The organism is Burkholderia sp. Leaf177 (genome assembly GCF_001424345.1).
Taxonomy (GTDB): domain Bacteria; phylum Pseudomonadota; class Gammaproteobacteria; order Burkholderiales; family Burkholderiaceae; genus Caballeronia.
On sequence record NZ_LMPF01000001.1, the window covers coordinates 751,470 to 776,524 of the forward strand.

Sequence of the window (25,055 nt, forward strand, 5' to 3'; positions counted from 1 at the left end):
AATCATTCCGGGCGATGGTATGATTGTCATCGTTCGCCGGGCAGTGATTTTTCAAGGGTCCAACCCGCGGGGTCCAGCCCGTGCCGCCCGAGCGTTTTCGACCGGCGTCTTACGCCTCACGCTGCACGGACATGCGTGCACACGAGGTTCGCCGGCCCGTTTCCAGCATTCATTTCAATCAGCGATATCGCCGTGCGTCTGACCTCGATAAAACTCGCTGGCTTCAAGTCCTTCGTCGATCCCACCCATTTCCAGGTCCCAGGCCAGCTTGTCGGCGTGGTCGGTCCGAATGGCTGTGGCAAATCCAACATCATCGACGCCGTGCGCTGGGTGCTCGGCGAATCGCGCGCCTCCGAACTTCGCGGCGAGTCGATGCAGGACGTGATCTTCAACGGTTCGACCGCGCGCAAGCCGGGCAGCCGGGCGAGCGTAGAACTGATCTTCGATAACGCCGACGGCCGCGCCGCCGGCCAGTGGGGCACCTACGCCGAAATCGCCGTCAAGCGCGTGCTGACGCGCGACGGCACCTCCAGCTATTACATCAACAACTTGCCGGCACGGCGCCGCGATATCCAGGACATCTTCCTGGGCACGGGCCTCGGGCCGCGTGCCTACGCAATCATCGGGCAGGGCATGATCGCGCGGATCATCGAGGCGAAGCCCGAAGAACTGCGCGTGTTCCTGGAAGAAGCCGCGGGTGTATCGAAGTACAAGGAACGCCGGCGCGAGACCGAAAATCGTCTGCACGACACACGCGAAAACCTGACGCGCGTTGAAGACATCGTGCGTGAATTGAGCGCCAATCTGGAGAAGCTCGAAGCGCAGGCAATCGTCGCGACGAAGTACAAGACGTTGCAGGCCGAAGGCGAGGAAAAGCAGCGGCTTTTATGGCTTTTGCGCAAGAACGAAGCGGGCAACGAGTCCGAGCGCCAGCAGCGCGCCATCAGCGACGCCCAGATCGAACTCGAATCGCAGACTGCGAAGTTGCGGGAAGTCGAGGCGCAGCTGGAAACGCTGCGCGTTGCGCACTACAGCGCGAGCGACGCCATGCAGGGCGCCCAAGGCGCGCTTTATGAAGCGAATTCGGAGGTCAGCAAACTCGAAGCGGAAATCCGCTTTATCGTGGAATCGCGTAATCGCGTGCAGGCTCAGATCGCCGCTTTGACCGCGCAACGCGAGCAATGGCAGATGCAGGCGGAAAAGGCGCGTGGCGAGATCGACGACGCTGAAGAAGCGCTGGCCGTCGGCGAGGAAAAGGCGGCCATCGCACAGGAAACGGCGGCCGCAAAGCAGGACGAATTGCCCGCGCTCGAAGCGCGTTTTCGCGATGCCCAGAACGAACTGAACGACGAGCGCGCGACGATCGCGCGTACGGAACAGGCGCTCAAGCTGGAGGCCGCGCACCAGCGCAACGCCGATCAGCAATTGCAGCAGTTGCAGCAACGTCACGAACGCCTGAAAAGCGAAGCTGGCGGACTCGATGCGCCCGACGAAGCGCAGCTCGAAGAGTTGCGCATGCAGATGGCCGAGCACGAGGAAGTCCTATCCGAGGCTCAGGCACGTCTCGCCGACGCGCAGGATACCGTGCCGCGTCTGGATGGCGAAAGGCGCGCGGCGCACGAAAAAGTGCAGGCCGAAAGCGCGCAGATTCATCAGCTCGAGGCGCGGCTTGCGGCGCTCAGGCAGTTGCAGGAAAACGTCCAGACCGAAGGCAAGATCCAGCCTTGGCTCGACAAGCACGAGCTGGGCTCGTTGCCGCGGTTGTGGAAAAAACTCCACGTGGAAGCGGGTTGGGAAACGGCGCTCGAATCGGTCTTGCGCGAACGGATCGCCGCGCTGGAGGTATCGAATCTCGATTGGGTGAAGGCGTTCGCCACCGACGCGCCGCCGGCCAAGCTCGCGTTTTACGCGCCTCCCAACGCAGGCCAGCCACACGAAGCTCCTGCCGGTTTGCGCCCGTTGCTCTCGCTTATTCGTATCGATGACGCAGGTTTGCGCCCCGTGCTGACCGATTGGCTAGGCCAGTTTTTCGTTGCCGACGACATCTCCCAGGCGCTCTCGACCCGTACGCAATTGCCCGATGGCGGCGCGTTCGTAGTCAAGGCCGGACACGTGGTGACGCGGGTCGGCGTGCAACTCTACGCAGCCGATTCCGAGCAGGCCGGCATGCTCGCGCGACAGCATGAAATCGAGAACTTGACGAAGCAGGTCCGCGCCCAAGCGCTTCTCGCCGATGAAGCCAAAGCCGCCGCCGTGCGTGCCGAAGCGGCGCATACGCAAGCGTCGGGCGCGCTCGGTGACGCGCGTTCGGCCGCCGAACGCGCGACCCAGCGTGTGCATGCATTGCAAATGGACGTGCTGAAGCTCACGCAGGCGCACGACCGTTACATGCAGCGCAGCACGCAGATTCGTGAGGAACTCTCCGAAATCACGGCTCAAATCGACGAACAACGCGCCTTGCGTGCCGAATCCGAAGCGAATTTCGAGCGCCACGACGGTGAACTCGCCGAATTGCAGGCGCGGTTCGAAGACCATCAGCTTGCATTCGAAGCACTCGACGAAGCGTTGACCGACGCACGGCAGGAAGCGCGCGATCTGGAGCGCGCCGCCACGGACGCCAGTTTTGCGGCGCGTGGGCTTGCGGCGAAGATCGAGGAATACCGACGCAATATCGATACGGCAAAAGAACAGAGCGAACGCGTGGCGGGCGCGCTGGAAGACGCCCGCGCCGAGCTTGAAACCATCAATGAACAGACCGCGCACACCGGCTTGCAGGATGCGCTCGAAGTACGGGCGGCCAGGGAAGAGGCGTTGCAATCGGCGCGTATCGAACTGGACGATCTCACCGCGCGCCTGCGTCAAGCCGACGAGCTTCGGCTGATCGCCGAGCGCTCGCTGCAGCCTTTACGCGACAAGATCGGCGAATTGCAGTTGAAGGAGCAGGCGGCGCGCATCAGCGGCGAGCAGTTCGTCGAACAACTGGCGGCTGCCGGCGTTGACGAAGCCGATTTGCAGGCCAAGCTCACGCCGGACATGAAGCCTTCGTATCTGCAAGGCGAAGTCACCCGGCTGAACAACGCAATCACGGCGCTCGGCGCAGTCAACATGGCGGCGCTCGACGAACTTGCTGCGGCGAGCGAGCGCAAGTCGTTCCTCGATTCGCAATCGGCGGATTTGAACGACGCCATTGGCACGCTGGAAGACGCGATCCACAAGATCGATCAGGAAACGCGCTCGTTGCTGCAAGGCACGTTCGACGAAGTGAATCGTCATTTCGGCGAACTATTCCCGCGTCTGTTTGGCGGCGGTCAGGCGAAGCTCGTCATGACCGGCGACGAAATCCTCGACGCCGGCGTGCAAGTGCTCGCTCAGCCGCCGGGGAAGAAGAACTCGACCATTCACCTGCTTTCGGGTGGTGAAAAGGCGTTGACCGCGACCGCGCTCGTGTTCGCCATGTTCCAGTTGAATCCGGCGCCTTTCTGTCTGCTGGACGAAGTCGATGCACCACTCGACGACGCCAACACAGAACGATTCGCTAACCTCGTCCGGGCGATGTCGGAGAAGACGCAGTTCCTCTTCATCTCGCACAACAAGATCGCTATGGAAATGGCGCAGCAACTGATCGGCGTGACGATGCAGGAACAGGGTGTTTCGCGGATTGTTGCCGTGGATATGGAATCTGCGGCGGGATTCGCCCAAAATGCATGAACGTTTCGCCGGATCGCGCTTTAACACGGTTCCAGCGATGAAAAACAGGGTGAAGAACCGGTCGGGAAGGCCGGTTCTGGTGCGCCAGGCGCGGAGTGCTGCACGGGAAAACGAAATCCCATGCGGCGCAGATCGCGGGGCGTAAATTAAAACAAGCGTTGAACACCTTGGCGGCAGCTTCGAAGCGTCGTTCGGGCTTGGGTCAGCGCAAACAGAAAGTATGACGGAGCGTGCATGGACGAGTTGACACTCGGGTTGATCGGAGCAGGAGCCGTGGTAGTGGGCGGCGTGGTGGTCTACAACGCGTGGCAGGGCGCAAAAGTGCGCCGCAAGATGCCCCGTCCCATGCCCGAGGAAGCGGCGGAATCGCTTGCCAGGCAGGATTCGGAAGAAGAACAGCCGTTTATTGAACCAACGCGTCCGGTGCGGCGCGAACCCGCAATGGGCGAGAGCGATGGATCGGACGCTGCGGACTCACGCGTGGAGCCGAGTTTTGGCGGCACGCCTTTGTCTACTGTTGCGCCGGCGGACACCGCGGTTGATATCCAGGCCGAATCGACTTCGGTGAATGGCGACTTCGAGGAACTTGATTCGCCGCCTATCATCGCCGATGACGACGAACCCGTTCTGCCGGCCGCGACCACGATTTCATCGGCGCCGCCGGCTATCGTGGATCGCCGGATCGATTGCGTGGTGCCTATCCGTCTCGTCGCGCCCATTGCCGGTGACAAGCTGATTCCAAGCGCGCAGAAACTACGGCGCGCGGGCGCGAAGCCGGTGCACATCGAGGGCAAGCCTGAAGGCGGCACGACCTGGGAGTTGCTCAAGAACGGCGCACGCTATGAGGAACTGCGGGCGGCGGCGCAGCTTGCCAATCGTGGCGGACCGTTGAACGAACTAGAGTTCTCCGAATTCGTGACGGGCGTGCAGCGTTTTGCCGATGGTATCGACGGTTCGCCCGAATTCCCGGACATGCTGGAAACGGTCGGCATGGCGCGGGAACTGGATGCGTTCGCCGCGCAATGCGACGCGCAGCTGTCCATCAACATTCTCTCCGACGGCGCTCCCTGGTCCGCCAATTACGTGCAAGCGGTGGCGTCGCAGGACGGCTTGCTGCTCTCGCGCGACGGCACGCGCTTCGTCAAGCTCGATGCACGCCAGAACCCGGTTTTCATGCTGCTTTTCGGCGATACCAATTTCCTGCGCGACGACCTGACCTACAAGGGCGGCCAGATGATCACGCTGGTGCTGGACGTGCCGGTCGCCGACGAAGACATCCTGCCGTTCCGCCTAATGTGCGATTACGCGAAGTCGCTGTCCGAGCGCATTGGCGCGCGGGTCGTGGATGACCAGCGCCGCCCGTTGCCGGAAAGCTCGCTGCTTGCCATCGAAAAGCAGTTGATGACGCTTTACGCGAAGCTGGAACAGGCCGGCATCCCCGCTGGTTCGCCCGCCACGCGGCGCTTGTTCAGTCAATAAATCTTACCGCGGCTACGGAAGATCGCTGAATGATTTCGGAGGCATCGGCCATTCGGTCGATGCCACGATCAGCTGTTCTCTGAGACAATCAACAGGTCGGTTTCTTCCACTTTTTAACCTGTCCTGTTGCATGTCCGCCAAACCAAAAGCCGCTGCCAAAGCAAAGAAAGCAGAGCCTGCTGTTTCCGCCACGCCCATCCCCGGCGCCGACGAGCCGGCCGAGCGCGCCGCATGGCTGCGCGTTGAGCTGGAGCGCGCGAACTACGCGTATTACGTGCTCGATCAGCCTGATCTGCCAGACGCGGAATACGACATTCTATTCAAGGAACTACAGCAGATCGAGGCGGCCGCCCCCGAGTTGATTACGCCCGATTCACCCACGTTGAGGGTTGGCGGGCTGGTCGCGACGGGCTTTGAGCCAGTCACGCACGATGTACCCATGCTGTCGCTGAACAATGGATTTGCTGACGAAGATATCCTCGCCTTCGACAAACGCGTGGCCGACGCGCTCGGCCACACGCCCGTGGAATATGCGTGCGAACTGAAATTCGACGGCCTCGCGATCTCGCTACGTTACGACGACGGCGTGTTTGTGCAGGCGGCGACCCGCGGCGACGGCGCCACGGGCGAAGAGGTGACTGAGAATGTCCGCACCATTCATTCAATCCCGCTGAAACTCAAGGGCAAGAACATTCCGAAGCGGCTCGACGTCCGCGGCGAAGTGCTGATGTTCAAGCGCGATTTCGAGCGGCTGAACGCGCGGCAGCGCGAGGCGGAGCAGCGTGAATTTGCCAACCCACGCAACGCGGCCGCAGGCGGCCTTCGCCAGCTCGATTCCAAGATGACCGCGCAACGCAAGCTGTCCTTCTTTGCGTATGGCATCGGCATGCTGGAAGGCGCGGAGATGCCGCCATCGCACTCGGCGCTGCTCGACTGGTACAAGGAAATGGGGCTGCCGGTCAACGCGGAACGCGGCGTGGTGCAGGGCTCGGACGGGCTGCTGGCGTTCTTCCGCAAGACTGGTGAAAAGCGTGACGGGTTGCTGTATGACATCGACGGCGTGGTTTATAAAGTCAATCAACGCGACGAACAGGACAAGCTCGGGTTCGTCTCTCGTGCGCCGCGTTTTGCGCTCGCACACAAGTTTCCGGCGCAGGAAGCCCTCACGCAATTGCTCGCCATCGACGTGCAGGTTGGCCGGACCGGCGCAATCACCCCGGTCGCGCGGCTGACGCCGGTGTTTGTCGGCGGCGCGACGGTGACGAACGCGACCTTGCATAATGAAGACGAAGTGCGGCGCAAGGACATCCGTATTGGCGATACGGTGATCGTGCGGCGTGCCGGCGACGTGATTCCGGAAGTGGTCGGCGCGATCCTGGACCGTCGTCCCGACGACGCGCGCGAATTTGTAATGCCGACCGAATGCCCCGTGTGTGGATCGAAGATCGAACGGCTGCCGGACGAGGCCATCGCGCGATGTACGGGTGGCTTGATTTGTCCCGCGCAACGCAAGCAGGCGCTGTGGCATTTTGCGCAGCGGCGCGCGTTGGATATCGACGGATTGGGTGAGAAAATCATCGACCAGTTGGTGGAGCAGAACATCGTGCGCACGCCGGCCGATCTGTTCAATCTGGGCGTGGCAAAACTTGCGGCGCTGGACCGTTTCGCTGATAAATCCGCCCAGAATCTTTACGAGTCCATCGAAAAAGCGAAGCACACTACCTTGCCGCGATTTCTCTATGCGCTGGGTATCCGGCACGTGGGTGAATCCACCGCGAAAGATCTCGCCAAGCATTTTGGTTCGCTTGATCCAATTCTGTCTGCGAGCGTCGAAGAACTGCTGGAAGTGAATGATGTCGGGCCTGTTGTCGCTGAATCGCTGCACAACTTTTTCAGCGAAGAGCACAACCAGATGGTGATCGAGCAACTGCGCGCGCCGGGAAACGTGACGTGGCCCGAAGGTCCGCCTGCGCCGAAAGCACCGCAAGGCGTGCTCGCCGGCAAGACGATCGTGCTGACCGGTACGTTGCCTACGCTTTCGCGCGAGGACGCCAAGGAAATGCTCGAGGCGGCGGGCGCGAAGGTGGCGGGATCGGTATCGAAGAAAACGGATTACGTGGTTGCTGGAGCTGAAGCGGGCAGCAAGCTCGTGAAGGCCGAGGAACTCGGCATTCCAGTCCTCGACGAAGACGGTATGCGCAAACTTTTGGAGGGAGAAACCCCATGATTCGCGAAATCCTCAAAATGGGCGATCCGCGTTTGTTGCGTATCGCCGAGCCGGTGGATCATTTCGATACACCCGAACTGCACGCTTTGGTGGAGGACATGTTCGATACCATGCGTCACGCAAACGGCGCGGGGCTCGCGGCGCCACAAATTGGCGTGGACCTGCAGGTGGTGATTTTCGGCTTTGCTCACAACGAGCGTTATCCGGACGCGCAACCGGTGCCGGAGACGGTGCTGATCAATCCGATCATCACGCCTGTGTCGCACGACATGGAAGAAGGCTGGGAAGGGTGTTTGTCGGTGCCGGGCTTGCGCGGCGCCGTGCAGCGGTATTCGATGATCCGCTATCAAGGTTTCGATCAGTACGGAACGGCAATCGAACGGCTCGCCGAGGGATTTCACGCGCGCGTTGTGCAGCACGAGTGCGATCACTTGATCGGCAAGCTCTATCCCATGCGGGTGACGGACTTCTCGAAATTTGGATTCACCGAGGTGTTGTTCCCCGGACTGGATCCGAAAAGCGACGACTGACCCACGCCAAGCATCTGCGACCCCGGATGTCTGACGGGGCCGTCTCACCGCTTCGCGTTTTACCGAGCCGCCTGAATGGGCGGCTTCGTTGTTTTAACGCTCGGTCGTTCAGGCGAAACTTTTGCTGCCCGAGGCCGCTTGCGGCTGGCGAAAGAGCTTGATGTGTTCCGGATTCGCCGATGCCTGCAGCCGTCCGTCCGGCAAACGGGCAATAACAACTTCGCCGATGCCCGGGCTCGTTACGACGACTTCGTCGCGCAAGGCGAGCAGTGCGTCGAGTCGGCGTCGGCCGCTGATGATTTCGAGGCCGGTCTTTGTTTCGCGAACAATGATCTCAACGGACATGACAATTCTCCAGTGGCTGTCGCAAAGCACACGCGGTGGGAAGCGGTAAATAGCGCGTATATCTGCCTATCGGTCGTCAGTCATATTTTCTTTAACCAAAAATTCGGCCAAAAAAAATCGATGCGTCTGGCGTGTGCCATTCACATCGATTTGTGACGATTTTGTGGTTTTTCCGCGACGCCCATGCTAGCTGAAGCGCGCTTTGCAGCCGGATCGTCGCTTAAAAAGCCTCGTCCGCGCCGAGGTAACGCCATTGTCCCGGCGGCAGCGCGCCTAACGTTACGCGTCCCATGCGGATACGTTTCAAACCGACAACTTCGAGTCCGACAAGCTCGCACATCCGACGAATCTGGCGTTTCTTCCCTTCGCGCAGCACGAAGCGCAGTTGCTCGCCGTTTTGCCAGCTGACTTGTGCCGTCTTGAGCGGCACGTCATCCAGTGACAGGCCATGGCGGAGCAATGCGAGGCTTTCAGGCGGGAACTGCGATTCGATATCGAGTTCATGCTCGCCGAATTTGACACGCACGAGGTATTCCTTATCGACTTCCGAATGACCGCCGATGAGTTGCTTCGCCACCCGGCCGTCCTGCGTGAGCACGAGCAGACCCGTCGAATCGATGTCCAGGCGTCCCGCTGGCGCGAGCGTGCGGAGATGCGTCGGTGAAAAGCGAATGCCGGACTGGTCATCGGCCCAATGGTTCGACGGGTTGACCAGCGTGACCGCCGGCTGATATCCGTCTTCCGCCTGACCCGAAACGTAGCCGACCGGCTTGTGGATCAGGATGGTCACCTGCTGCATTTGCGCGGCGTGCGCGGCTTGAGCGATCTCGATGTTCTGGTCCGGACGGATCTTGGTACCGAGCGTGTCGATGACCACGCCGTCGACCAGCACCCAGCCTTTTTCAATCCACTCGTCGGCTTCCCGGCGTGAACAAAGACCCAGTTCCGACATCACTTTCGATAAGCGCACCATTCCATCTTCACCTTCGCGGGCGATGCGGGCGGGTGACGGTGGTGCGTCGGCGTCGCGGGGTTTTGCCAGTTTTGCAGCCGGTTTGCGTGCGGGTTTGCGCTCATCGCCGAAGCGTTCCGGCGATGTCTCGCGTTTCGCGTAAGGACGGTCGCCTGGCGGACGTTGGCGGTCGAAAGAGGCCGGACGCGGGCCGCCATCGTGTGCGTGGTTGCGCTCGCGGCGAGGTGCGCCGTTGTCGTTGAACGACGGACGCGGCGCACGATCGCTTCCTGGGCCACGGGAATCTTCCCGCGGTTTGAACGGGCGGCGTTCGCCGTCACCGCTTGCGCGATCACCACGAGGTGCGCCGCGGTCGCTGAAAGCAGGACGTGGGCCGCGGTCGGCGCTCGGACCGCGCGGACTACCGCGGTCGTTGAAAGAAGGGCGCGGCGTGCGATCGCTGCTTGCGCCACGCGGCGCGTCGTCGCGAGGGCTGAATGGACGACGTTCGCTATTGCCTGAAGGTCCCGAAGGACGATCACCACGTGGAGCGCCGCGATCGCCGAACGAAGGCCGCGGTCCGCGATCATTACGTGGCGCATCACCACGCGGCGTGAACGGTCTACGCTCGCCATCGCCGGAAGGACCCGAAGGACGATCACCGCGCGGTGCGCCACGATCGCCGAACGAAGGCCGTGGACCGCGTTCACCCCTTGGCGCATCACCACGCGGCGTGAACGGACGACGCTCACCATCGCCGGAAGGATCCGAAGGACGATCACCGCGCGGTGCGCCACGATCGCCGAACGAAGGCCTCGGCCCCCGATCACCCCTTGGCGCATCACCGCGAGGCGTGAACGGACGACGCTCGCCTTCGCCCGAAGGACCCGAAGCACGATCACCGCGCGGAGCACCACGATCGCCAAACGAAGGCCTCGGACCGCGATCACCTCTTGGAGCATCGCCACGCGGCGTGAACGGACGGCGCTCGCCATTGCCCGAGGGTCCCGAAGAACGATCACCGCGCGGTGCGCCACGATCGCCGAACGAAGGCCGCGGACCGCGATTACCGTTTGGAGCATCGTCACGCGGCGTGAACGGACGACGCTCGCCACCGCCAGAAGGACCGGAAGAACCAGAAGGACCCGAAGGACGATCCCCACGTGGTGCACCCCGATCGCCAAAAGAAGGCCTCGGCCCCCGATCCCCCCTCGGCGCATCGCCACGCGGCTTTGCCGGCCGATCGGGCCGGTCCCCGCCCGGCGCTTCCGCACGCGGCGGTTTTTTCCGTCCGGCGACGCTGCCGGTACGAACGGGGGAACGTGCCGGCGATGCCGGTCGCGGATGTTTCGCTGTCAGTTTGACGCGCATAAATTCTCAGGCTGCGATCGCGCGCAGCAGCTCGGTTTCGACCTGGATTTGCGTCCGGTTGTCGGATAGGGTTTTGCCGTCGAGCAGGAACACGTCTTCCACGCGTTCGCCAAGCGTGTTGATCCGCGCCGCATGGACGCCGATCCGGTGCTGGGCGAGAACCCGCGCGATCGAATAAAGGAGGCCCTGCCGGTCGTTTGCAGACACGGACAGGATGTAATACTGACCACGTTCGTCGGGACGCAAATCCACGCGCGGTGTGATCGGGAAGGTGCGCACCAGCCGTGAAACCCGTCCCTTCGACGGTTCCGGCAAGATGCCCTCGGCGGTCAGCAGCGTGCTCAACTGCTGTTCGACGAGATTTGCGATGTCGCGATAATGCCCGTCATGGTCCGGATGCGCGACCAGAAAATTGTCGAGCGCGTAGCCGTGGCGAGTCGTGGTGATGCGTGAATCAAGGACGGAAAGGCCGTTTTTATCGAAGTAAGCACAGATGCCCGCAAACAAATCGGGGCGGTCCTTCACGTACACGAGCACCTGAAGCGCTGCGCCGATCGGCGACGGACGCGCCCGCACGATCGGCTTTCCACTCTCGACGTGTTTATAAAGCACGCGGGTTTGCCAGGCGATATCGGCGGCGTCGTGCCTCAGAAAATAGCCGACGTCCAGCTTGTCCCACAACGCTTTTTCGGCGTTTTCCGGCACGGTTTCGAGGCGCAGCAACGCCAGCGCGTCTTCCTGGCGCGACTTGAGTTCCGAATGTGCATGCATCTCTGCACCGCCGAGCACGGCGCGTGTTCCCCGGTACAGGTCCTCGAGCAACTTGCCTTTCCACGCATTCCAGACCTTGGGACTGGTGCCGCGGATATCGGCGACGGTCAGCAAATAAAGCGCGGTCAGCCGGCGCTCGGTTTTCACCATCGATGCAAACCGCTTGATGACTTCCGGATCGCTCGTGTCCTGTTTCTGCGCAACCTGGCTCATGGTCAGATGCTGTTCGACAAGCCACACGACCAGATCGCTGTCTTCCGCGTTCATGTTGTGATCGCGGCAAAAACGCCGTGCATCGGCCATGCCGAGCGTTGAGTGATCGCCGCCGCGACCCTTCGCTATATCGTGAAAAAGCGCTGCCACGTACAACACCCACGAGCGTTCGAAATTGCCCATGAGCTGCGTGCAAAACGGATATTCGTGCGCGTGTTCGGCCATGGCGAAACGGCGGATATTGCGCAACACCATCAGGATGTGCTGATCGACGGTATAGACGTGATACAGGTCGTGCTGCATTTGCCCGACGATACGCCGGAAATTCAGCAGATAACGGCCGAGCACGCTCGTCTGGTTCATCAGCCGGAGCGCGTGCGTGATGCCTTCAGGCGCTTGCAGGATTGCCATGAACAGGCGCCGGTTCTCAGGGGCACGCCGCCAGTCGCGGTCCATCAGGTCGCGAGCGTTGTAGATCGCCCGCAGCGTTCTCGCCGATAAACCCTTGACCCCGCGCGTCTGCTCATACAGCAGGAATGCTTCGAGAATCGCGTTCGGCTGGCGCTCGAATACGTCGTCGCTGGCAATTTCGAGCATTCCCTGTTTCTCGACGAAACGCTCGTTCAACACGCGTGTCACGCCGCTCGTCGATGGAAACAGTTGCGCTTCCACGTTCTGGATCAGGATGGTGGCAAGCTGCGTAACCGCTTTCGCCGCCCAGTAATAGCGGCGCATCAGCTGCTCGCTGGCGCGCTTCGACGACGTCGCCTTGTAGCCGAGACTCTCCGCGAGCGCGGTCTGCAAATCGAACACGAGGATGTCCTGCCGCCGCTTCGCAATCACGTGCAAACGCGCGCGCAACGTCTTCAGAAAACCCTCGTTGCGCCGCAATTCGCTGGCTTCGCGCTCGGTGATGAGCCCGCGTGAATCGAGTTCACGCCAGCTGCTGCCAAAACCCGCTGCGCGCGATATCCACAAAATCAGCTGCAGATCGCGCAAACCGCCCGGACTTTCCTTGATGTTCGGCTCGAGGCTATATGGCGTGTCTTGATATTTGGCGTGTCGTTGGCGCATTTCCAGCACTTTCGCCTGGAAAAAAGCACGCGGATCGAGCGTTTGCTGATAACGCGCTTCGAAGGCATCGACCAGTTTCTCGTTGCCCACGATCCTGCGTGCTTCGAGCAGCGAAGTGCGAATGGTGATGTCGTTGCTGGCTTCATCGATGCATTGCGATACCGAACGCACGCTGCTGCCAAGTTCGAGCCCGAGATCCCACGCCATGCCGATCAGCTTTTCGATACGCGCGCCGAGCGTTTCCACGTGATCGGGCGTTTCGTGATCGGGCAGCAGGACGAGGATATCGATATCGGAATACGGCGCGAGTTCGCCGCGCCCGTAGCCGCCGACCGCGAGCAACGCCGCCGATGCCGGCATCTCGCACGCATCCCATGCGCCCTTGAGGGCGTCGTCGGTGGCGCGCGCGAGGGCGTGCATCAGGCCATCCACGTTGGTCGCGCTTTTGAAGCGTTCGAGCAACGCCGCCTTTGCCATCTTGTAGGAGGCTTTCAGCGAGTCGGCAATAGGCGGGGCGTCGGCGGGTACGCTCATGGGCGGGCGGATCGTAGAGATCGTGAGGTCAGTGGAAGAACGTTGCAATCGGCAACACGCTGCTTTCGCCGTCTTTCATGCGCCGCGTCGTGCTGAACGGCCGGCGAGAGCCCGGCGCTCGCGGGTAATTCGCTTGGGCGATTCGTACTCAAGCCGTTGCGGCGATCAACTCGGAAGGCGCCTGCGTACCCGCCGACACGGTCAGCACCTCATACCCGGTCGGCGTGACGAGCACCGTATGCTCCCATTGCGCCGAAAGGCTGCGGTCGCGCGTCTTCACGGTCCACTGATCGGGCATGGTCCGTATATCGCGGCGACCGGCGTTGATCATGGGTTCGACGGTAAAGATCATCCCTGCCTGCAGTTCGATGCCGGTACCCGGACGTCCGTAATGCAATACCTGCGGGTCTTCGTGGAACACCTTGCCCACGCCGTGGCCGCAATATTCACGAACCACGCTGTAACCTTGCGCCTCGGCGTGCTTCTGGATGGCGTAGCCAATGTCGCCCAGATGCGCGCCCGCCTTGATCTGGTCGATGCCAAGCCACATGCAGTCGAACGTGGTCTGAACCAGGCGCTTTGCCAAGATCGATCCCTCGCCGACCAGGAACATGCGGCTGGTATCGCCGAAATACCCGTCCTTGATCACCGTAATATCGATATTCAGCGCGTCGCCGTTCTTCAGCGCTTTATCGCCGGGAATGCCGTGGCAGATTACGTCGTTGACCGAGATACAAGTGGCCTTGGGATACGGCGGGTAACCCGGCGGCTGATAATTCAGCGGTGCGGGCACGGTGCCTTGTTCCTTCACCATGTATTCGTGGCAAAGGCGGTCCAGTTCGCCCGTCGTCACGCCGGCAACAATGTGAGGCGTGATGAAGTCGAGCACTTCGCTCGCGAGCCGGCAGGCGATGCGCATTTGCGCAATATCGTGGTCGTTTTTCAGCGTAATGGACATGACTTGGATCGAAAATGCATGTAAGCGGCTTGGAGAGCCAATCGCGCATTATCGCACCTTAGGCGCCGCGCCGCAGCCGAAAACCCGCGCGGTTTTCGCCAAAAGCACCGCCTGGCGCGGCATTGGCGGCCTGTGCCCATCTCAAAAACCGGCATAGGCCGCGCCTTGCAATCCGTCAGGCAGCTTGAATCGCGACATTGGTGCGTGATATACTCGCTGGCTAAGTCTGCATCAACTTTGCAATTGTCTTTTCAATGCGGCTTTCCTCGAAACCTCGAGTTTTCCTGGAATGTCAGCGCGAAGAGGCGCTTCAAATGAGATCGGACTTGAATCGCAAGCCGGCGCACCCAGGGTGTCCGACGCCTCGAAAAGCTAAGAATCACGAGGCGCCCGATGCGGCAGCCGGCTTAAGACCCAACCCTCGCGGAGAACTCTCATGGCAGTAACAATGCGTCAAATGCTGGAAGCCGGTGTCCACTTCGGTCACCAAACGCGCTTCTGGAACCCGAAAATGGCGCCGTTCATTTTCGGTCATCGCAACAAGATTCACATTATCAACCTCGAAAAAACGCTGCCGATGTACAACGACGCGCTGAAGTACGTGCGTCAACTGGCAGCAAATCGCGGCACGATCCTGTTCGTTGGCACGAAGCGCCAATCGCGTGACACGGTGGCAGAAGAAGCGCAACGCGCCGGCATGCCTTTCGTGAACGCACGCTGGCTCGGCGGCATGCTGACCAACTTCAAGACGCTGAAAGTATCGATCAAGCGCCTGAAGGACATGGAAGCAGCGCTGGAAGCCGGTGAAACGGAACGCATGAGCAAGAAAGAAGCGCTCCTGTTCGAACGCGAAATGGCCAAGCTGGTGAAGTCGATTGGCGGCGTGAAAGACATGGGCGGCATTCCGGACGCAATCTTCGTGGTTGACGTCGGTTACCACAAGATCGCTGTGACCGAAGCCAAGAAGCTGGGCATTCCGGTCATCGCCGTGGTTGACACGAACCACTCGCCGGAAGGCATCGACTACGTGATTCCGGGTAACGACGACGCCAGCAAGGCTGTTGCGCTTTACACGCAAGGCGTGGCCGACGCGATCCTGGAAGGCCGTTCGAACGCGGTGAACGAAGTGGTGCAAGCAGTTCGCAGCGGCGAAGGCGACGAGTTCGTTGAAGTCAACGCAGAAGCGTAAGTTGCAAAAGATGACGCCGGTGTAATGTTTCCGGCAAGAAAGGGGGCTTTGCGAAAGGCCCCCTTTTTTTAGCCAGCCTCAGTAAGCCAGCCACAGGAAGCGCTGAGCAATACGCGGGTCATCGAACAATGTTGAAGTAGTAGCAGTACCCAATTCTGGCCGCGGGTGTTTATCGCCGGCGGCGCGTGTCAATAGTGCGATCTACGTGCCTCCAACTCGGGGCGCGGCACAGACTCAAGGAGCAAATGATGGCGGCAATTACCGCAAGCATGGTGGCAGAACTGCGCGCAAAGACCGACGCGCCCATGATGGAATGCAAGAAGGCGCTGACCGAAGCCGATGGCGACATGGACCGCGCTGAAGAACTGCTGCGCGTGAAGCTCGGCAACAAGGCGAGCAAAGCGGCATCGCGTGTGACGGCTGAAGGCATCATTGCAGCGCACATCGCCGACGGCGTGGGCGTTCTGGTCGAGCTGAACTGCGAAACCGACTTCGTTGCGAAGAACGACGACTTCCTGGCTTTCGGCAAGACGGTCGCTGAACTGATCGCCAAGAACCATCCGGCTGACGTGGCTGCCTTGTCGGCGTTGCCGCTGGAAAGCTCGACGGTCGACGCCGTGCGTCTCGCGTTGATCGGCAAGATTGGTGAAAACGTCTCGGTACGCCGTTTCGTGCGTTTTGAATCCGCGAACAAGCTGGCTTCGTATCTCCACGGTACGCGCATTGGCGTGCTCGTCGAGTTCACGGGTGCGGACGAGCAGGTCGGCAAGGACGTCGCCATGCACGTTGCAGCAATGAAGCCGGTTTCGCTGTCGTCGAATGACGTTCCGGCAGAATTGATCGCTAAGGAACGCAGCATTGCCGAGCAAAAGGCTGCTGAATCGGGCAAGCCGGCAGAAATCGTCGCGAAGATGGTCGACGGCAGCGTGCAAAAGTACTTGAAGGAAGTCTCGTTGCTGAACCAGACGTTCGTCAAGAACGACAAGCAGACGATCGAACAAATGCTGAAAGCGGCAGGCGCATCGGTTCAGAAGTTTGCGCTGTTCGTGGTCGGTGAAGGCATTGAAAAGCGTACGGACGACTTCGCCGCAGAAGTGGCCGCGCAAGTTGCCGCTGCAAAGCAAGGCTAAGAATCACGTATCTGGCTTCATGTTGTTAGCCGTGGCGGGCGTTCGCAAATAATGGTCAGCCGGTCCGAATCACTGGGCCGCTCGATCAATGCACAGCTCGCCGCCGTGTTGCCAGAGTTTCAAAAAGCAGTCGGATGCGGGTCTGGCGTTCCCATCGAGGAACGCTCGTTCCGCACCCTCATAGCGGCCAAAACCGCGCCGGATGGGCAAACCGGGGTCAACCCGTTACGCCGCCGCGGCTTGCCCAATATGGGATGCTTGCCGTAAATATCGTTTCACCCCTACAGTTCTACGTTGTTGCACTCCCTCTCGGCGCGAAACCGGAAATCTCTTATGCCCACAGCCTACAAACGCGTACTCCTCAAACTCTCCGGCGAAGCACTCATGGGCGACGATGCCTTCGGCATCAATCGCGCGACAATCGAAAGGATGGTGGCAGATGTTGCGGAAGTGGTGCGCATGGGGACACAGCTTGCTGTCGTGATCGGCGGCGGTAATATTTTCCGCGGTGTAGCAGGCGGCGCGGCCGGCATGGACCGTGCGACGGCCGACTACATGGGTATGCTCGCCACCATGATGAACGCGCTCGCTCTGCAAGACGCCATGCGCCACGCTGGAATCGAAGCGCGCGTGCAGTCCGCGCTGCGCATGGACCAAGTGGTCGAACCGTACATCCGCCCGCGCGCGATTCGTCAGCTCGAAGAAGGAAAAGTCGTGATTTTCGCGGCCGGCACGGGCAACCCATTTTTCACTACCGATACCGCTGCTGCGTTGCGCGGCGCGGAAGTCGGTGCCGAAGTCGTGCTCAAGGCGACTAAAGTGGACGGTGTATATTCCGCCGATCCCAAGAAAGATGCGAGCGCGACGCGTTACAGCACGATCAGCTTCGACGAAGCGATCGGCAAAAACCTGCAGGTTATGGACGCGACGGCGTTTGCGCTGTGCCGCGACCAGAAGCTGCCTATCCGGGTGTTCTCAATCAACAAGCCGGGGGCGCTCAAGCGCATCATCCAGGGCGACGACGAAGGTACGCTCGTCCACGTGTAAACTCTCGCGGTAAGTTAGGAAAGCAGGCTTGAGGCCGAGCGCGGGTTCTGCGGGACCGGCGCCCCGCAGGCCTGCACTGCGTGTAACAAAGCTAGTACGGAGGCTGAAATGAGTGTGGCTGACATTAGAAAGAGCGTCGACCAGAAGATGCAGAAGTCTATCGAGGCGTTCAAGAACGATCTCGCCAAGATTCGCACGGGTCGCGCCCATACGGGTTTACTTGACCATATCCAGGTGGATTACTACGGCTCGAGCGTACCTATCTCGCAAGTCGCGAACATGACGTTGATCGACGCTCGCACGATCGGCGTTCAGGCGTGGGAAAAGAAGATGGTGCCGGTGGTGGAAAAGGCGATTCGCGATTCGGATCTGGGCCTGAACCCGTCGAACCAGGGCGATCAGATCCGCGTGCCAATGCCCGCGTTGACTGAGGAACGCCGCCGCGAGCTGACGAAAGTGGTGAAAAGCGAAGGCGAAAACGCCAAGATCGCGATTCGCAACTTGCGCCGCGACGCGAACGAGCAGTTGAAAAAGCTCGTGAAGGACAAGGAAATCTCCGAGGACGACGAACGTCGTGCAAGCGATGACGTCCAGAAACTCACTGACAAAAACGTCGCTGAAATCGACAAGCTGGTGGTGTCGAAAGAAGCCGAAATCATGACGGTTTGAGGCGAATTACGGTCTCTTGCGTCGTGCCGGCGCGTCACTCTGTCGATACTAAGATTCAGCGGCCATGACCTATACCAGCTCTACCGTTCGCGTGCCCGATGTCGCGGCAGTCCCGCGTCATATCGCGATCATCATGGACGGCAATGGCCGTTGGGCCACGCAGCGGCGCCTGCCGCGCGTAGCGGGCCACACACGCGGCGTCGATGCCGTGCGGGCGACGGTCGAAAGCTGCGCGCGCCAGGGCGTCCAGTTCGTGACGTTGTTTGCTTTCAGTTCCGAAAACTGGCGGCGTCCGAACGACGAAGTCTCGTTTCTCATGCGCCTGTTCGTGACGGCGCTCGAGCGTGAGGTGGGCAAGCTCCACGCAAACGGCATCCGTTTGCGCGTGGTGGGCGACACCGCCATGTTCGATGACCGCATTCGCGCGCTGATCCAGCGTGCCGAAACCAAGACGGCGCGCAATACGCGCCTCACGCTGACCATCGCGGCGAACTATGGCGGGCGCTGGGACATCATGCAGGCCGCCAAAAAACTGGCCGAGCAGTCCTTGGAAGAAGGGCGTGTGGTTCCCGTCGACGAAGCGTCGTTCGAGCAGCATCTGGCCATGGCCTATGCGCCCGAACCGGATCTTTTCATCCGCACTGGCGGGGAACAGCGCATCAGCAATTTCCTGCTGTGGCAGCTCGCCTACACCGAGTTCTATTTCACCGATACCTACTGGCCCGACTTCGACGCCGAGGCGCTTGCGCGCGCGATCGAATCGTATGGCGAGCGGGAACGCCGTTTCGGGCGCACGAGCGCGCAGCTCGAACCGCAATCGCAGAAGGCCGATACCCTTTCATGCTAAAGACCCGTGTCATCACGGCAATCGTCTTGCTGGCAGTGCTCCTGCCAATCACTTTCTTCGCGCCGGTGGGCGCTTTTGCTGCGCTGATTGCGGTCGTCGTCATTTTCGCGGCGTGGGAATGGGCGCGGCTCCTGAAGCTCGGCGGTGGATCACCGGTGGTGTATGCGGTGATCGCGGGCGTGGCTCTGGTCGCCAGCACGCGGCTCGGGCTCGGTTACAAACCCCTGTATCAGATGGCCGCGATTTTCTGGGTGCTGGCTGGGCCGTTTGCGCTTGCCCGCAAGCCCCTACTGGCCGAAGGCGCCTGGCGCGTGTTTCTGCTGTTCGCCGGGATCGTTACGTTCGTGGCCTGCTGGCACGCATTGGTCGCGGCTCGCACGGTAGGCGTAGCATTCGTGCTATCGCTTCTCCTAGTCGTATGGCTGGCCGACATTGGCGCATACTTCGCCGGAAAAGCGTTTGGCCGTCACAAGCTCGCGCCGTCCATCAGTCCGGGCAAAACGCGCGAAGGGGCGGCCGGTGGCTGGCTGGCGGTCATGATTGTCGGCTCGGTTGCCGCTGCGACGATGGTTTTCGCGCCAACCCTTTATACGGCGCTCGTGGAGCATCTCGGCTGGCCCGGGGCGTTGCTCTCGTTGACCGTGCTGACGGCGTTCAGCGTTATCGGCGATCTGTTCGAGTCGCTGCTCAAGCGCCAGGCCGGGGTCAAGGATTCGAGCGGATTGCTGCCGGGACACGGCGGCGTGCTCGACCGGATCGACGCTTTGTTGCCCGTATTGCCGATCGCGTTGCTGTTGCTCGGATCGTTCGGCGCATAAGCGGCTAAAAAGCGCAGCCAGATGCGCCAAATCGAAGCTAAATTGGCGGCCGGTGATTCCGGCCAGCCCGCTAAAGAAGGATTTATGCAAAAACGTCTGACTCTGCTCGGCTCGACGGGCTCGATCGGCGAGAGCACGCTCGATGTCGTGGCGCGGCATCCCGACCGGTTCAAGGTCTACGCGCTGAGCGCGCATCGCAACGGCGACAAACTCGTCGATCAATGCCTGCAGTTCCAGCCGGAAGTGGCGGTCGTAGGTGACGCCGATACGGCGGCGAAAGTCTCCGCTGCACTGCGCGACAAGGGCTGCAAGACCGAGGTGAGCTACGGGCCGCAGGCGCTCGTGGATATATCGGCGAGTGCGAGTTGTGACACGGTCGTTGCCGCGATTGTCGGCGCTGCGGGTTTGAATCCCACGCTGGCTGCCGCCCGCGCCGGCAAGCGCATCCTGCTCGCGAACAAGGAAGCGCTGGTCATGTCGGGCCAGATTTTTATCGATGCCGTGCGCGATAACGGCGCAACTCTGCTGCCGGTCGATAGCGAGCACAACGCCGTGTTCCAGTGTTTGCCGCGGGAAGTCGCGCTGCACGGCGGGGTATCGAAGATCATTCTGACTGCATCGGGCGGCCCGTTTCGCACGCGCGATCCGTCGTCGCTCAAACACGTCACGCCCGACGAAGCCTGCAAGCATCCGAACTGGGCAATGGGCCGCAAGATTTCCGTCGACTCCGCCACGATGATGAACAAAGGCCTCGAAGTGATCGAGGCGCACTGGCTGTTCAACGTGCCGGGATCGCGCATCGAAGTGCTGATTCATCCGCAAAGCGTGATTCATTCGCTCGTTTCCTATGTGGATGGTTCCGTGCTCGCGCAGCTCGGCAATCCCGACATGCGCACGCCGATCGCAAACGCGCTGGCGTTTCCGGATCGTGTCGACTCTGGCGTCGCTCAGCTTGATCTCGCACAAATCGCCACGCTTACGTTCGAGAAGCCCGACCTCAAGCGTTTCCCGTGTCTCGCGCTCGCGCTCAAGGCGCTGGAAGCCGGCGGCACGGCGAGCGCCGCGCTGAACGCGGCCAACGAAGTGGCGGTGGAGGCCTTCCTGGAACGCCGTATCGGCTTCATGGCGATTGGCGAAGTGGTCGAGCGTGTGTTGAATGCAATGCCGAACGGCAACGCATCGACGCTCGATGAAGTGCTCGCAGCCGACGCCGAAGCGCGCCGTCTCGCGGGCGAGTTCTCGGCCTTGTTGACCATGGACGCGCCGCAAGCCGAACGCGTCCTGCATTGAGACGCACATGAACTTCCTGACTGAAATCGTTGCGTTTGTCGTGGCTATCGGCGTGCTGGTCGTCGTCCACGAATTTGGCCATTTCAGCGTCGCGCGGTTGTGCGGCGTGAAGGTCCTGCGATTTTCGGTCGGCTTTGGCAAGCCGCTCGTGAAGTGGGTCAGCAAGACTACCGGCACGGAATGGACCATCTCGGCGCTGCCGCTTGGCGGCTACGTGAAGATGCTCGACGAACGGGAGTCGGAAGCAACTATTCCCGAAGCTGATTTGCCGCACGCGTTCAACCGTCAGTCCGTGTTCAAGCGCATCGCGATCGTCGCGGCGGGACCGGTTTTCAACTTCATTCTCGCCATCCTGCTGTTCGCCGGCGTGTTCGCCGCGGGCGTTTCGGAACCGGCGGCAATACTCGCAACGCCGGCCGCCGGCACGGTCGCCGCAAAGGCGGGTTTCGAAGGCGGCGAGACGGTTGTTTCAATGCGCGACATGACGCCCGGCGGCGGCGCAACCGGCGACACGCTGCCAATCCGCTCATGGTCCGACCTGCGCTGGAAGCTGCTCGATGCATCGTTCGACCAGCGCCGCGTCGTGCTCGCGGCCAAGACGAGCGAAGGCACGTTCGACTTCCCCGTGACGGTCGGCAAGGTCGATGACCAGGACATCGATCAGGACTTCATGGACAAGCTCGGCTTCGAGCCGGGCGGCGGCACGTTGTCGGTGGCGGGCGTGGAAGCGGGCAGCGCGGCGGCGAAGGCGGGTCTTCAGGCAGGCGACGTATTGCGCGCGATCGATGGCAAGAAGATCGATAACGCCATGGGTTTCATCGATTATGTTCAGCATCGTCCTGGCACGCCGGTTTCGTTGACGGTCGAGCGCAACGGCACGCAGCGCGCGGTTCAGATCGTGCCGGAACTCAAGGCCGATGCCGCTACGAACCGCAACGTCGGCCGCATTGGTGCTTCACTGGCCACGCGCATTCCTTCGGTCGATGTACGCTACGGTCCCATCGAAAGCCTGCAGCTCGGCGCGAAACGGACCTGGGACATCAGCATCTATTCGCTGCGCATGTTTGGCCGGATGATCACGGGCGAAGCTTCGCTCAAGAATCTTTCGGGGCCCGTGACAATCGCGGACTATGCGGGCAAAAGCGCGCGGCTCGGCGTGTCAGCGTTTCTGTCTTTCCTCGCACTCGTGAGTATTAGCCTCGGAGTGTTGAACTTGTTACCGATTCCGGTTCTTGACGGTGGGCATCTGTTATATTATTTGGTTGAAGCCGCAACAGGCAAAGCCGTGTCAGATCGCTGGCAGATGGTTTTGCAGCGAGCGGGTCTTGTTTGCATCGTCGCCTTGTCGGCAATTGCGCTCTTTAACGACCTTGCTCGGCTGATTCGCTTTTGATCCGGTTTCCGATTCACATTGATCCTTTTCATCTTGTCCGGCGGCGCTTGAACGAACGCGGTCCGGCTCGATGCAGCTATACACACTGGGGAAGCACGTTGTTCAAACCTCATCGCTTTGTTCCTAAGTCGGCTGTGGCCGCAGCATTGGCCGCTACCGGCATGGCGGCGCACGCGACAACGCCGTTTGTCGTGCAGGACATCCGGATTGACGGCCTTCAGCGCATCGAACCCGGCTCGGTTTTCGCCTACTTGCCCATCAAGCAGGGCGACACGTTCACCGACGACAAGGCCTCTGAAGCCATTCGCGCGCTTTATGCAACGGGCTTCTTCAACGACGTCCAGATCGCCACACAGGGCAACGTGGTGGTCGTGCAAGTGCAAGAACGTCCGGCTATTTCGCAGATCGATTTCTCCGGCATTCACGAGTTCGAAAAAGACAACCTGATCAAGGCGCTGCGCTCGGTTGGTCTGTCGCAGGGCCGCTCGTATGACAAGGCGCTTGTCGACAAAGCCGAACAGGAACTCAAGCGCCAGTACCTGACGCGCGGTTTCTATGCAGCGGAAGTCACGACCACGGTCACGCCGGTCGATCGCAACCGCGTGCAAATTTTGTTTTCGGTGGCTGAAGGTCCGAGCGCGAAGATCCGCCAGATCAACTTTATCGGCAACAAGGCCATCAGCACGAGCACGCTGCGTGACGAGATGCAGCTTTCCACGCCGAACTGGTTCTCGTGGTACACGAAGAACGACTTGTACGCGAAGGAAAAGCTCACGGGCGACCTCGAAAACGTGCGCTCGTATTACCTGAACCGTGGTTATCTCGAGTTCAACATCGACTCCACGCAGGTGTCCATCTCGCCGGACAAGAAGGACATGTACCTCACGGTTTCGCTGCACGAAGGCGAGCCGTACAAGATCAGCGCCATCCAGCTTTCGGGCAATCTGCTCGACCGTCAGGCCGAGCTGAACAAGCTCATCAAGATCAAGGCAGGCGACCGGTTCTCGGCTGAAAAGCTGCAGGCGACCACGAAGGCAATCGTCGACAAGCTTGGCGAGTATGGTTATGCGTTCGCCCAGGTCAACGCCCAGCCGCAGATCAATCAAGCGAACCACACCGTCGACCTGACGCTCAACGTCGACCCGAGCCGCCGCGTTTATGTGCGCCGCGTGAACATCGTCGGCAACACGCGTACGCGTGACGAAGTCGTGCGTCGCGAAATGCGTCAGCTGGAAAGCTCGTGGTTCGATTCGAGCCGCCTCGCGCTCTCGAAGGATCGTGTGAATCGTCTCGGTTACTTTACCGATGTGGACGTGACGACCATCCCGGTCGAAGGCACGAACGACCAGGTTGATGTGGACGTGAAGGTTGCTGAAAAGCCGACCGGCGCAATTACGCTCGGCGCGGGGTTTTCATCGACGGACAAGGTGGTGCTTTCGGCCGGCGTGTCGCAAGACAACGTGTTCGGTTCGGGAACCAGCCTTTCGGTCAACATCAATACGGCCAAGACGTATCGGACGTTGACGGTGACCCAGGTCGATCCGTATTTCACTATCGACGGTATCAAGCGCATTACCGACTTGTACTACCGCACGTATCAGCCGCTCTATTACTCCACGGATTCGAGCTTCAAGATCGTGACGGTGGGTGGCGACCTGAAATTCGGCATTCCGTTTTCGGAGCAGGACACGGTCTACTTCGGCGCGGGCCTCGAGCAGAACACGCTGGACGTGGATGCATCGACGCCGCAAAGCTACAAGGACTACGTCAACGAGTTTGGTCGCGTGGTGAACAACGTGCCGGTGACGGTGGGTTGGTCGCGTGACAATCGCGACAGCGCGCTGGTCCCGAGTCGCGGTTACTACACGCAAACGAACGCTGAATACGGCACGCCTGCGGGTAACACCACCTACGTCAAGGTGGACGCACAAGCACAGTATTACTATTCGTTCGCTCGCGGCTTCGTGCTGGGCCTGAACCTGCAAGGCGGTTACGGTAAAGGCCTGAAGGGCCAGACCTACCCGATTTTCAAGAACTACTATGCGGGTGGTATCGGCTCGGTCCGGGGTTATGAACCAAGCTCGCTCGGTCCGCGCGACACGACCACGGGCGACCCGATCGGCGGTTCGCGCATGGCAGTGGGTAACATCGAGTTGACATTCCCGTTGCCGGGCACCGGTTATGACCGCACGCTGCGCGTATTCACGTTCCTTGACGGTGGTAACGTCTGGGGCGATCCGGGTCAGGGCGGTACGACCACTGGCGCGAACGGCCTGCGTTACGGTTATGGTGTGGGTCTCGCGTGGATCTCGCCTATCGGCCCGCTCAAGCTGAGCCTGGGTTTCCCGCTGCAGAAACATGAAGGCGACCAGTATCAGAAGTTCCAGTTCCAGATTGGTACGGCGTTCTAAGACTGGTTTGAATAGCTTTGACGGCTCGGTTTGCGCGTTGGCAAGAATCGGGTCGGGACGAAACAAGTTGCGCAGCAACGTAAATCGAGCAACGTAAAT

The 25,055-nt window shown here is 60.8% G+C and carries 18 protein-coding genes; 13 read left to right on the forward strand and 5 right to left on the reverse strand.

The genetic code is table 11. The features are described from left to right. Positions 1-192 precede the first annotated feature (192 nt). From smc to def, 4 genes are all read left to right on the forward strand, one after another. Positions 193-3,708 (forward strand): chromosome segregation protein SMC, encoded by a 3,516-nt coding sequence (gene smc, locus ASG35_RS03430; protein WP_056352964.1) that lies wholly within the window; start codon positions 193-195, stop codon positions 3,706-3,708. Positions 3,709-3,942: 234 nt separating this feature from the next. Next, positions 3,943-5,187: a cell division protein ZipA C-terminal FtsZ-binding domain-containing protein gene (locus ASG35_RS03435; protein ID WP_056352686.1), complete on the forward strand. Its 1,245-nt coding sequence runs from the start codon at positions 3,943-3,945 to the stop codon at positions 5,185-5,187. Positions 5,188-5,317: 130 nt separating this feature from the next. Continuing rightward, positions 5,318-7,414 (forward strand): NAD-dependent DNA ligase LigA, encoded by a 2,097-nt coding sequence (gene ligA, locus ASG35_RS03440; protein WP_056352687.1) that lies wholly within the window; start codon positions 5,318-5,320, stop codon positions 7,412-7,414. Then, complete coding sequence (gene def, locus ASG35_RS03445; protein WP_056352690.1) at positions 7,411-7,944, forward strand: peptide deformylase; 534 nt, start codon at positions 7,411-7,413, stop codon at positions 7,942-7,944. The genes ligA and def overlap by 4 nt, the downstream gene beginning before the upstream one ends. A gap of 108 nt (positions 7,945-8,052) precedes the next feature. On the opposite strand, the gene ASG35_RS03450 is transcribed toward def, so the two are convergent. From ASG35_RS03450 to map, 5 genes are all read right to left on the reverse strand, one after another. Further along, positions 8,053-8,289, reverse strand: a complete 237-nt coding sequence (locus ASG35_RS03450; protein WP_056352692.1) for a hypothetical protein — start codon at positions 8,287-8,289, stop codon at positions 8,053-8,055. A 220-nt stretch (positions 8,290-8,509) separates the two neighbouring features. Then, positions 8,510-9,262, reverse strand: coding sequence for a pseudouridine synthase (locus ASG35_RS32500; protein WP_056352693.1), 753 nt, complete (start codon positions 9,260-9,262; stop codon positions 8,510-8,512). Then, the gene (locus ASG35_RS32505; RefSeq protein WP_327019633.1) at positions 9,241-10,404 is read right to left on the reverse strand and encodes a hypothetical protein; all 1,164 of its coding nucleotides are present in this window, start codon (positions 10,402-10,404) and stop codon (positions 9,241-9,243) included. Before ASG35_RS32505 ends, ASG35_RS32500 begins: the two co-directional genes overlap by 22 nt. A gap of 214 nt (positions 10,405-10,618) precedes the next feature. Then, positions 10,619-13,204 carry a [protein-PII] uridylyltransferase gene (locus ASG35_RS03465; protein WP_056352697.1) on the reverse strand — a complete coding sequence of 862 codons (2,586 nt, stop codon included), beginning with the start codon at positions 13,202-13,204 and terminating at the stop codon, positions 10,619-10,621. 148 nt (positions 13,205-13,352) lie between these two features. Beyond that, a complete protein-coding gene (gene map, locus ASG35_RS03470; protein WP_056352699.1) occupies positions 13,353-14,162 on the reverse strand; it encodes a type I methionyl aminopeptidase in 810 nt (269 codons plus the stop codon). A gap of 436 nt (positions 14,163-14,598) precedes the next feature. On the opposite strand from map, the gene rpsB reads away from it, so the two are divergent. The 9 genes from rpsB to bamA all read left to right on the forward strand — a co-directional run bounded on the left by rpsB (position 14,599) and on the right by bamA (position 24,956). Then, positions 14,599-15,351 carry a 30S ribosomal protein S2 gene (rpsB, locus tag ASG35_RS03475; protein WP_056352701.1) on the forward strand — a complete coding sequence of 251 codons (753 nt, stop codon included), beginning with the start codon at positions 14,599-14,601 and terminating at the stop codon, positions 15,349-15,351. A gap of 248 nt (positions 15,352-15,599) precedes the next feature. After that, a complete protein-coding gene (tsf, locus tag ASG35_RS03480; RefSeq protein WP_056352702.1) occupies positions 15,600-16,481 on the forward strand; it encodes a translation elongation factor Ts in 882 nt (293 codons plus the stop codon). Positions 16,482-16,814: 333 nt separating this feature from the next. Next, a complete protein-coding gene (pyrH, locus tag ASG35_RS03485) occupies positions 16,815-17,528 on the forward strand; it encodes a UMP kinase (protein ID WP_056352704.1) in 714 nt (237 codons plus the stop codon). Positions 17,529-17,636: 108 nt separating this feature from the next. Continuing rightward, a complete protein-coding gene (frr, locus tag ASG35_RS03490; protein ID WP_056352706.1) occupies positions 17,637-18,197 on the forward strand; it encodes a ribosome recycling factor in 561 nt (186 codons plus the stop codon). Between the two features lie 64 nt (positions 18,198-18,261). Beyond that, positions 18,262-19,044, forward strand: a complete 783-nt coding sequence (gene uppS, locus ASG35_RS03495; protein ID WP_056352708.1) for a polyprenyl diphosphate synthase — start codon at positions 18,262-18,264, stop codon at positions 19,042-19,044. Then, positions 19,038-19,862, forward strand: a complete 825-nt coding sequence (locus ASG35_RS03500) for a phosphatidate cytidylyltransferase (protein ID WP_056352710.1) — start codon at positions 19,038-19,040, stop codon at positions 19,860-19,862. Before uppS ends, ASG35_RS03500 begins: the two co-directional genes overlap by 7 nt. Before the next feature lie 84 nt (positions 19,863-19,946). Next, positions 19,947-21,152 carry a 1-deoxy-D-xylulose-5-phosphate reductoisomerase gene (locus ASG35_RS03505; RefSeq protein WP_056352965.1) on the forward strand — a complete coding sequence of 402 codons (1,206 nt, stop codon included), beginning with the start codon at positions 19,947-19,949 and terminating at the stop codon, positions 21,150-21,152. Positions 21,153-21,159: 7 nt separating this feature from the next. Next, positions 21,160-22,545: an RIP metalloprotease RseP gene (gene rseP, locus ASG35_RS03510; protein ID WP_056352712.1), complete on the forward strand. Its 1,386-nt coding sequence runs from the start codon at positions 21,160-21,162 to the stop codon at positions 22,543-22,545. A 98-nt stretch (positions 22,546-22,643) separates the two neighbouring features. Beyond that, on the forward strand, positions 22,644-24,956 hold the full coding sequence (gene bamA, locus ASG35_RS03515) for an outer membrane protein assembly factor BamA (RefSeq protein WP_056352968.1): 2,313 nt from the start codon (positions 22,644-22,646) through the stop codon (positions 24,954-24,956). Positions 24,957-25,055: the final 99 nt, after the last annotated feature.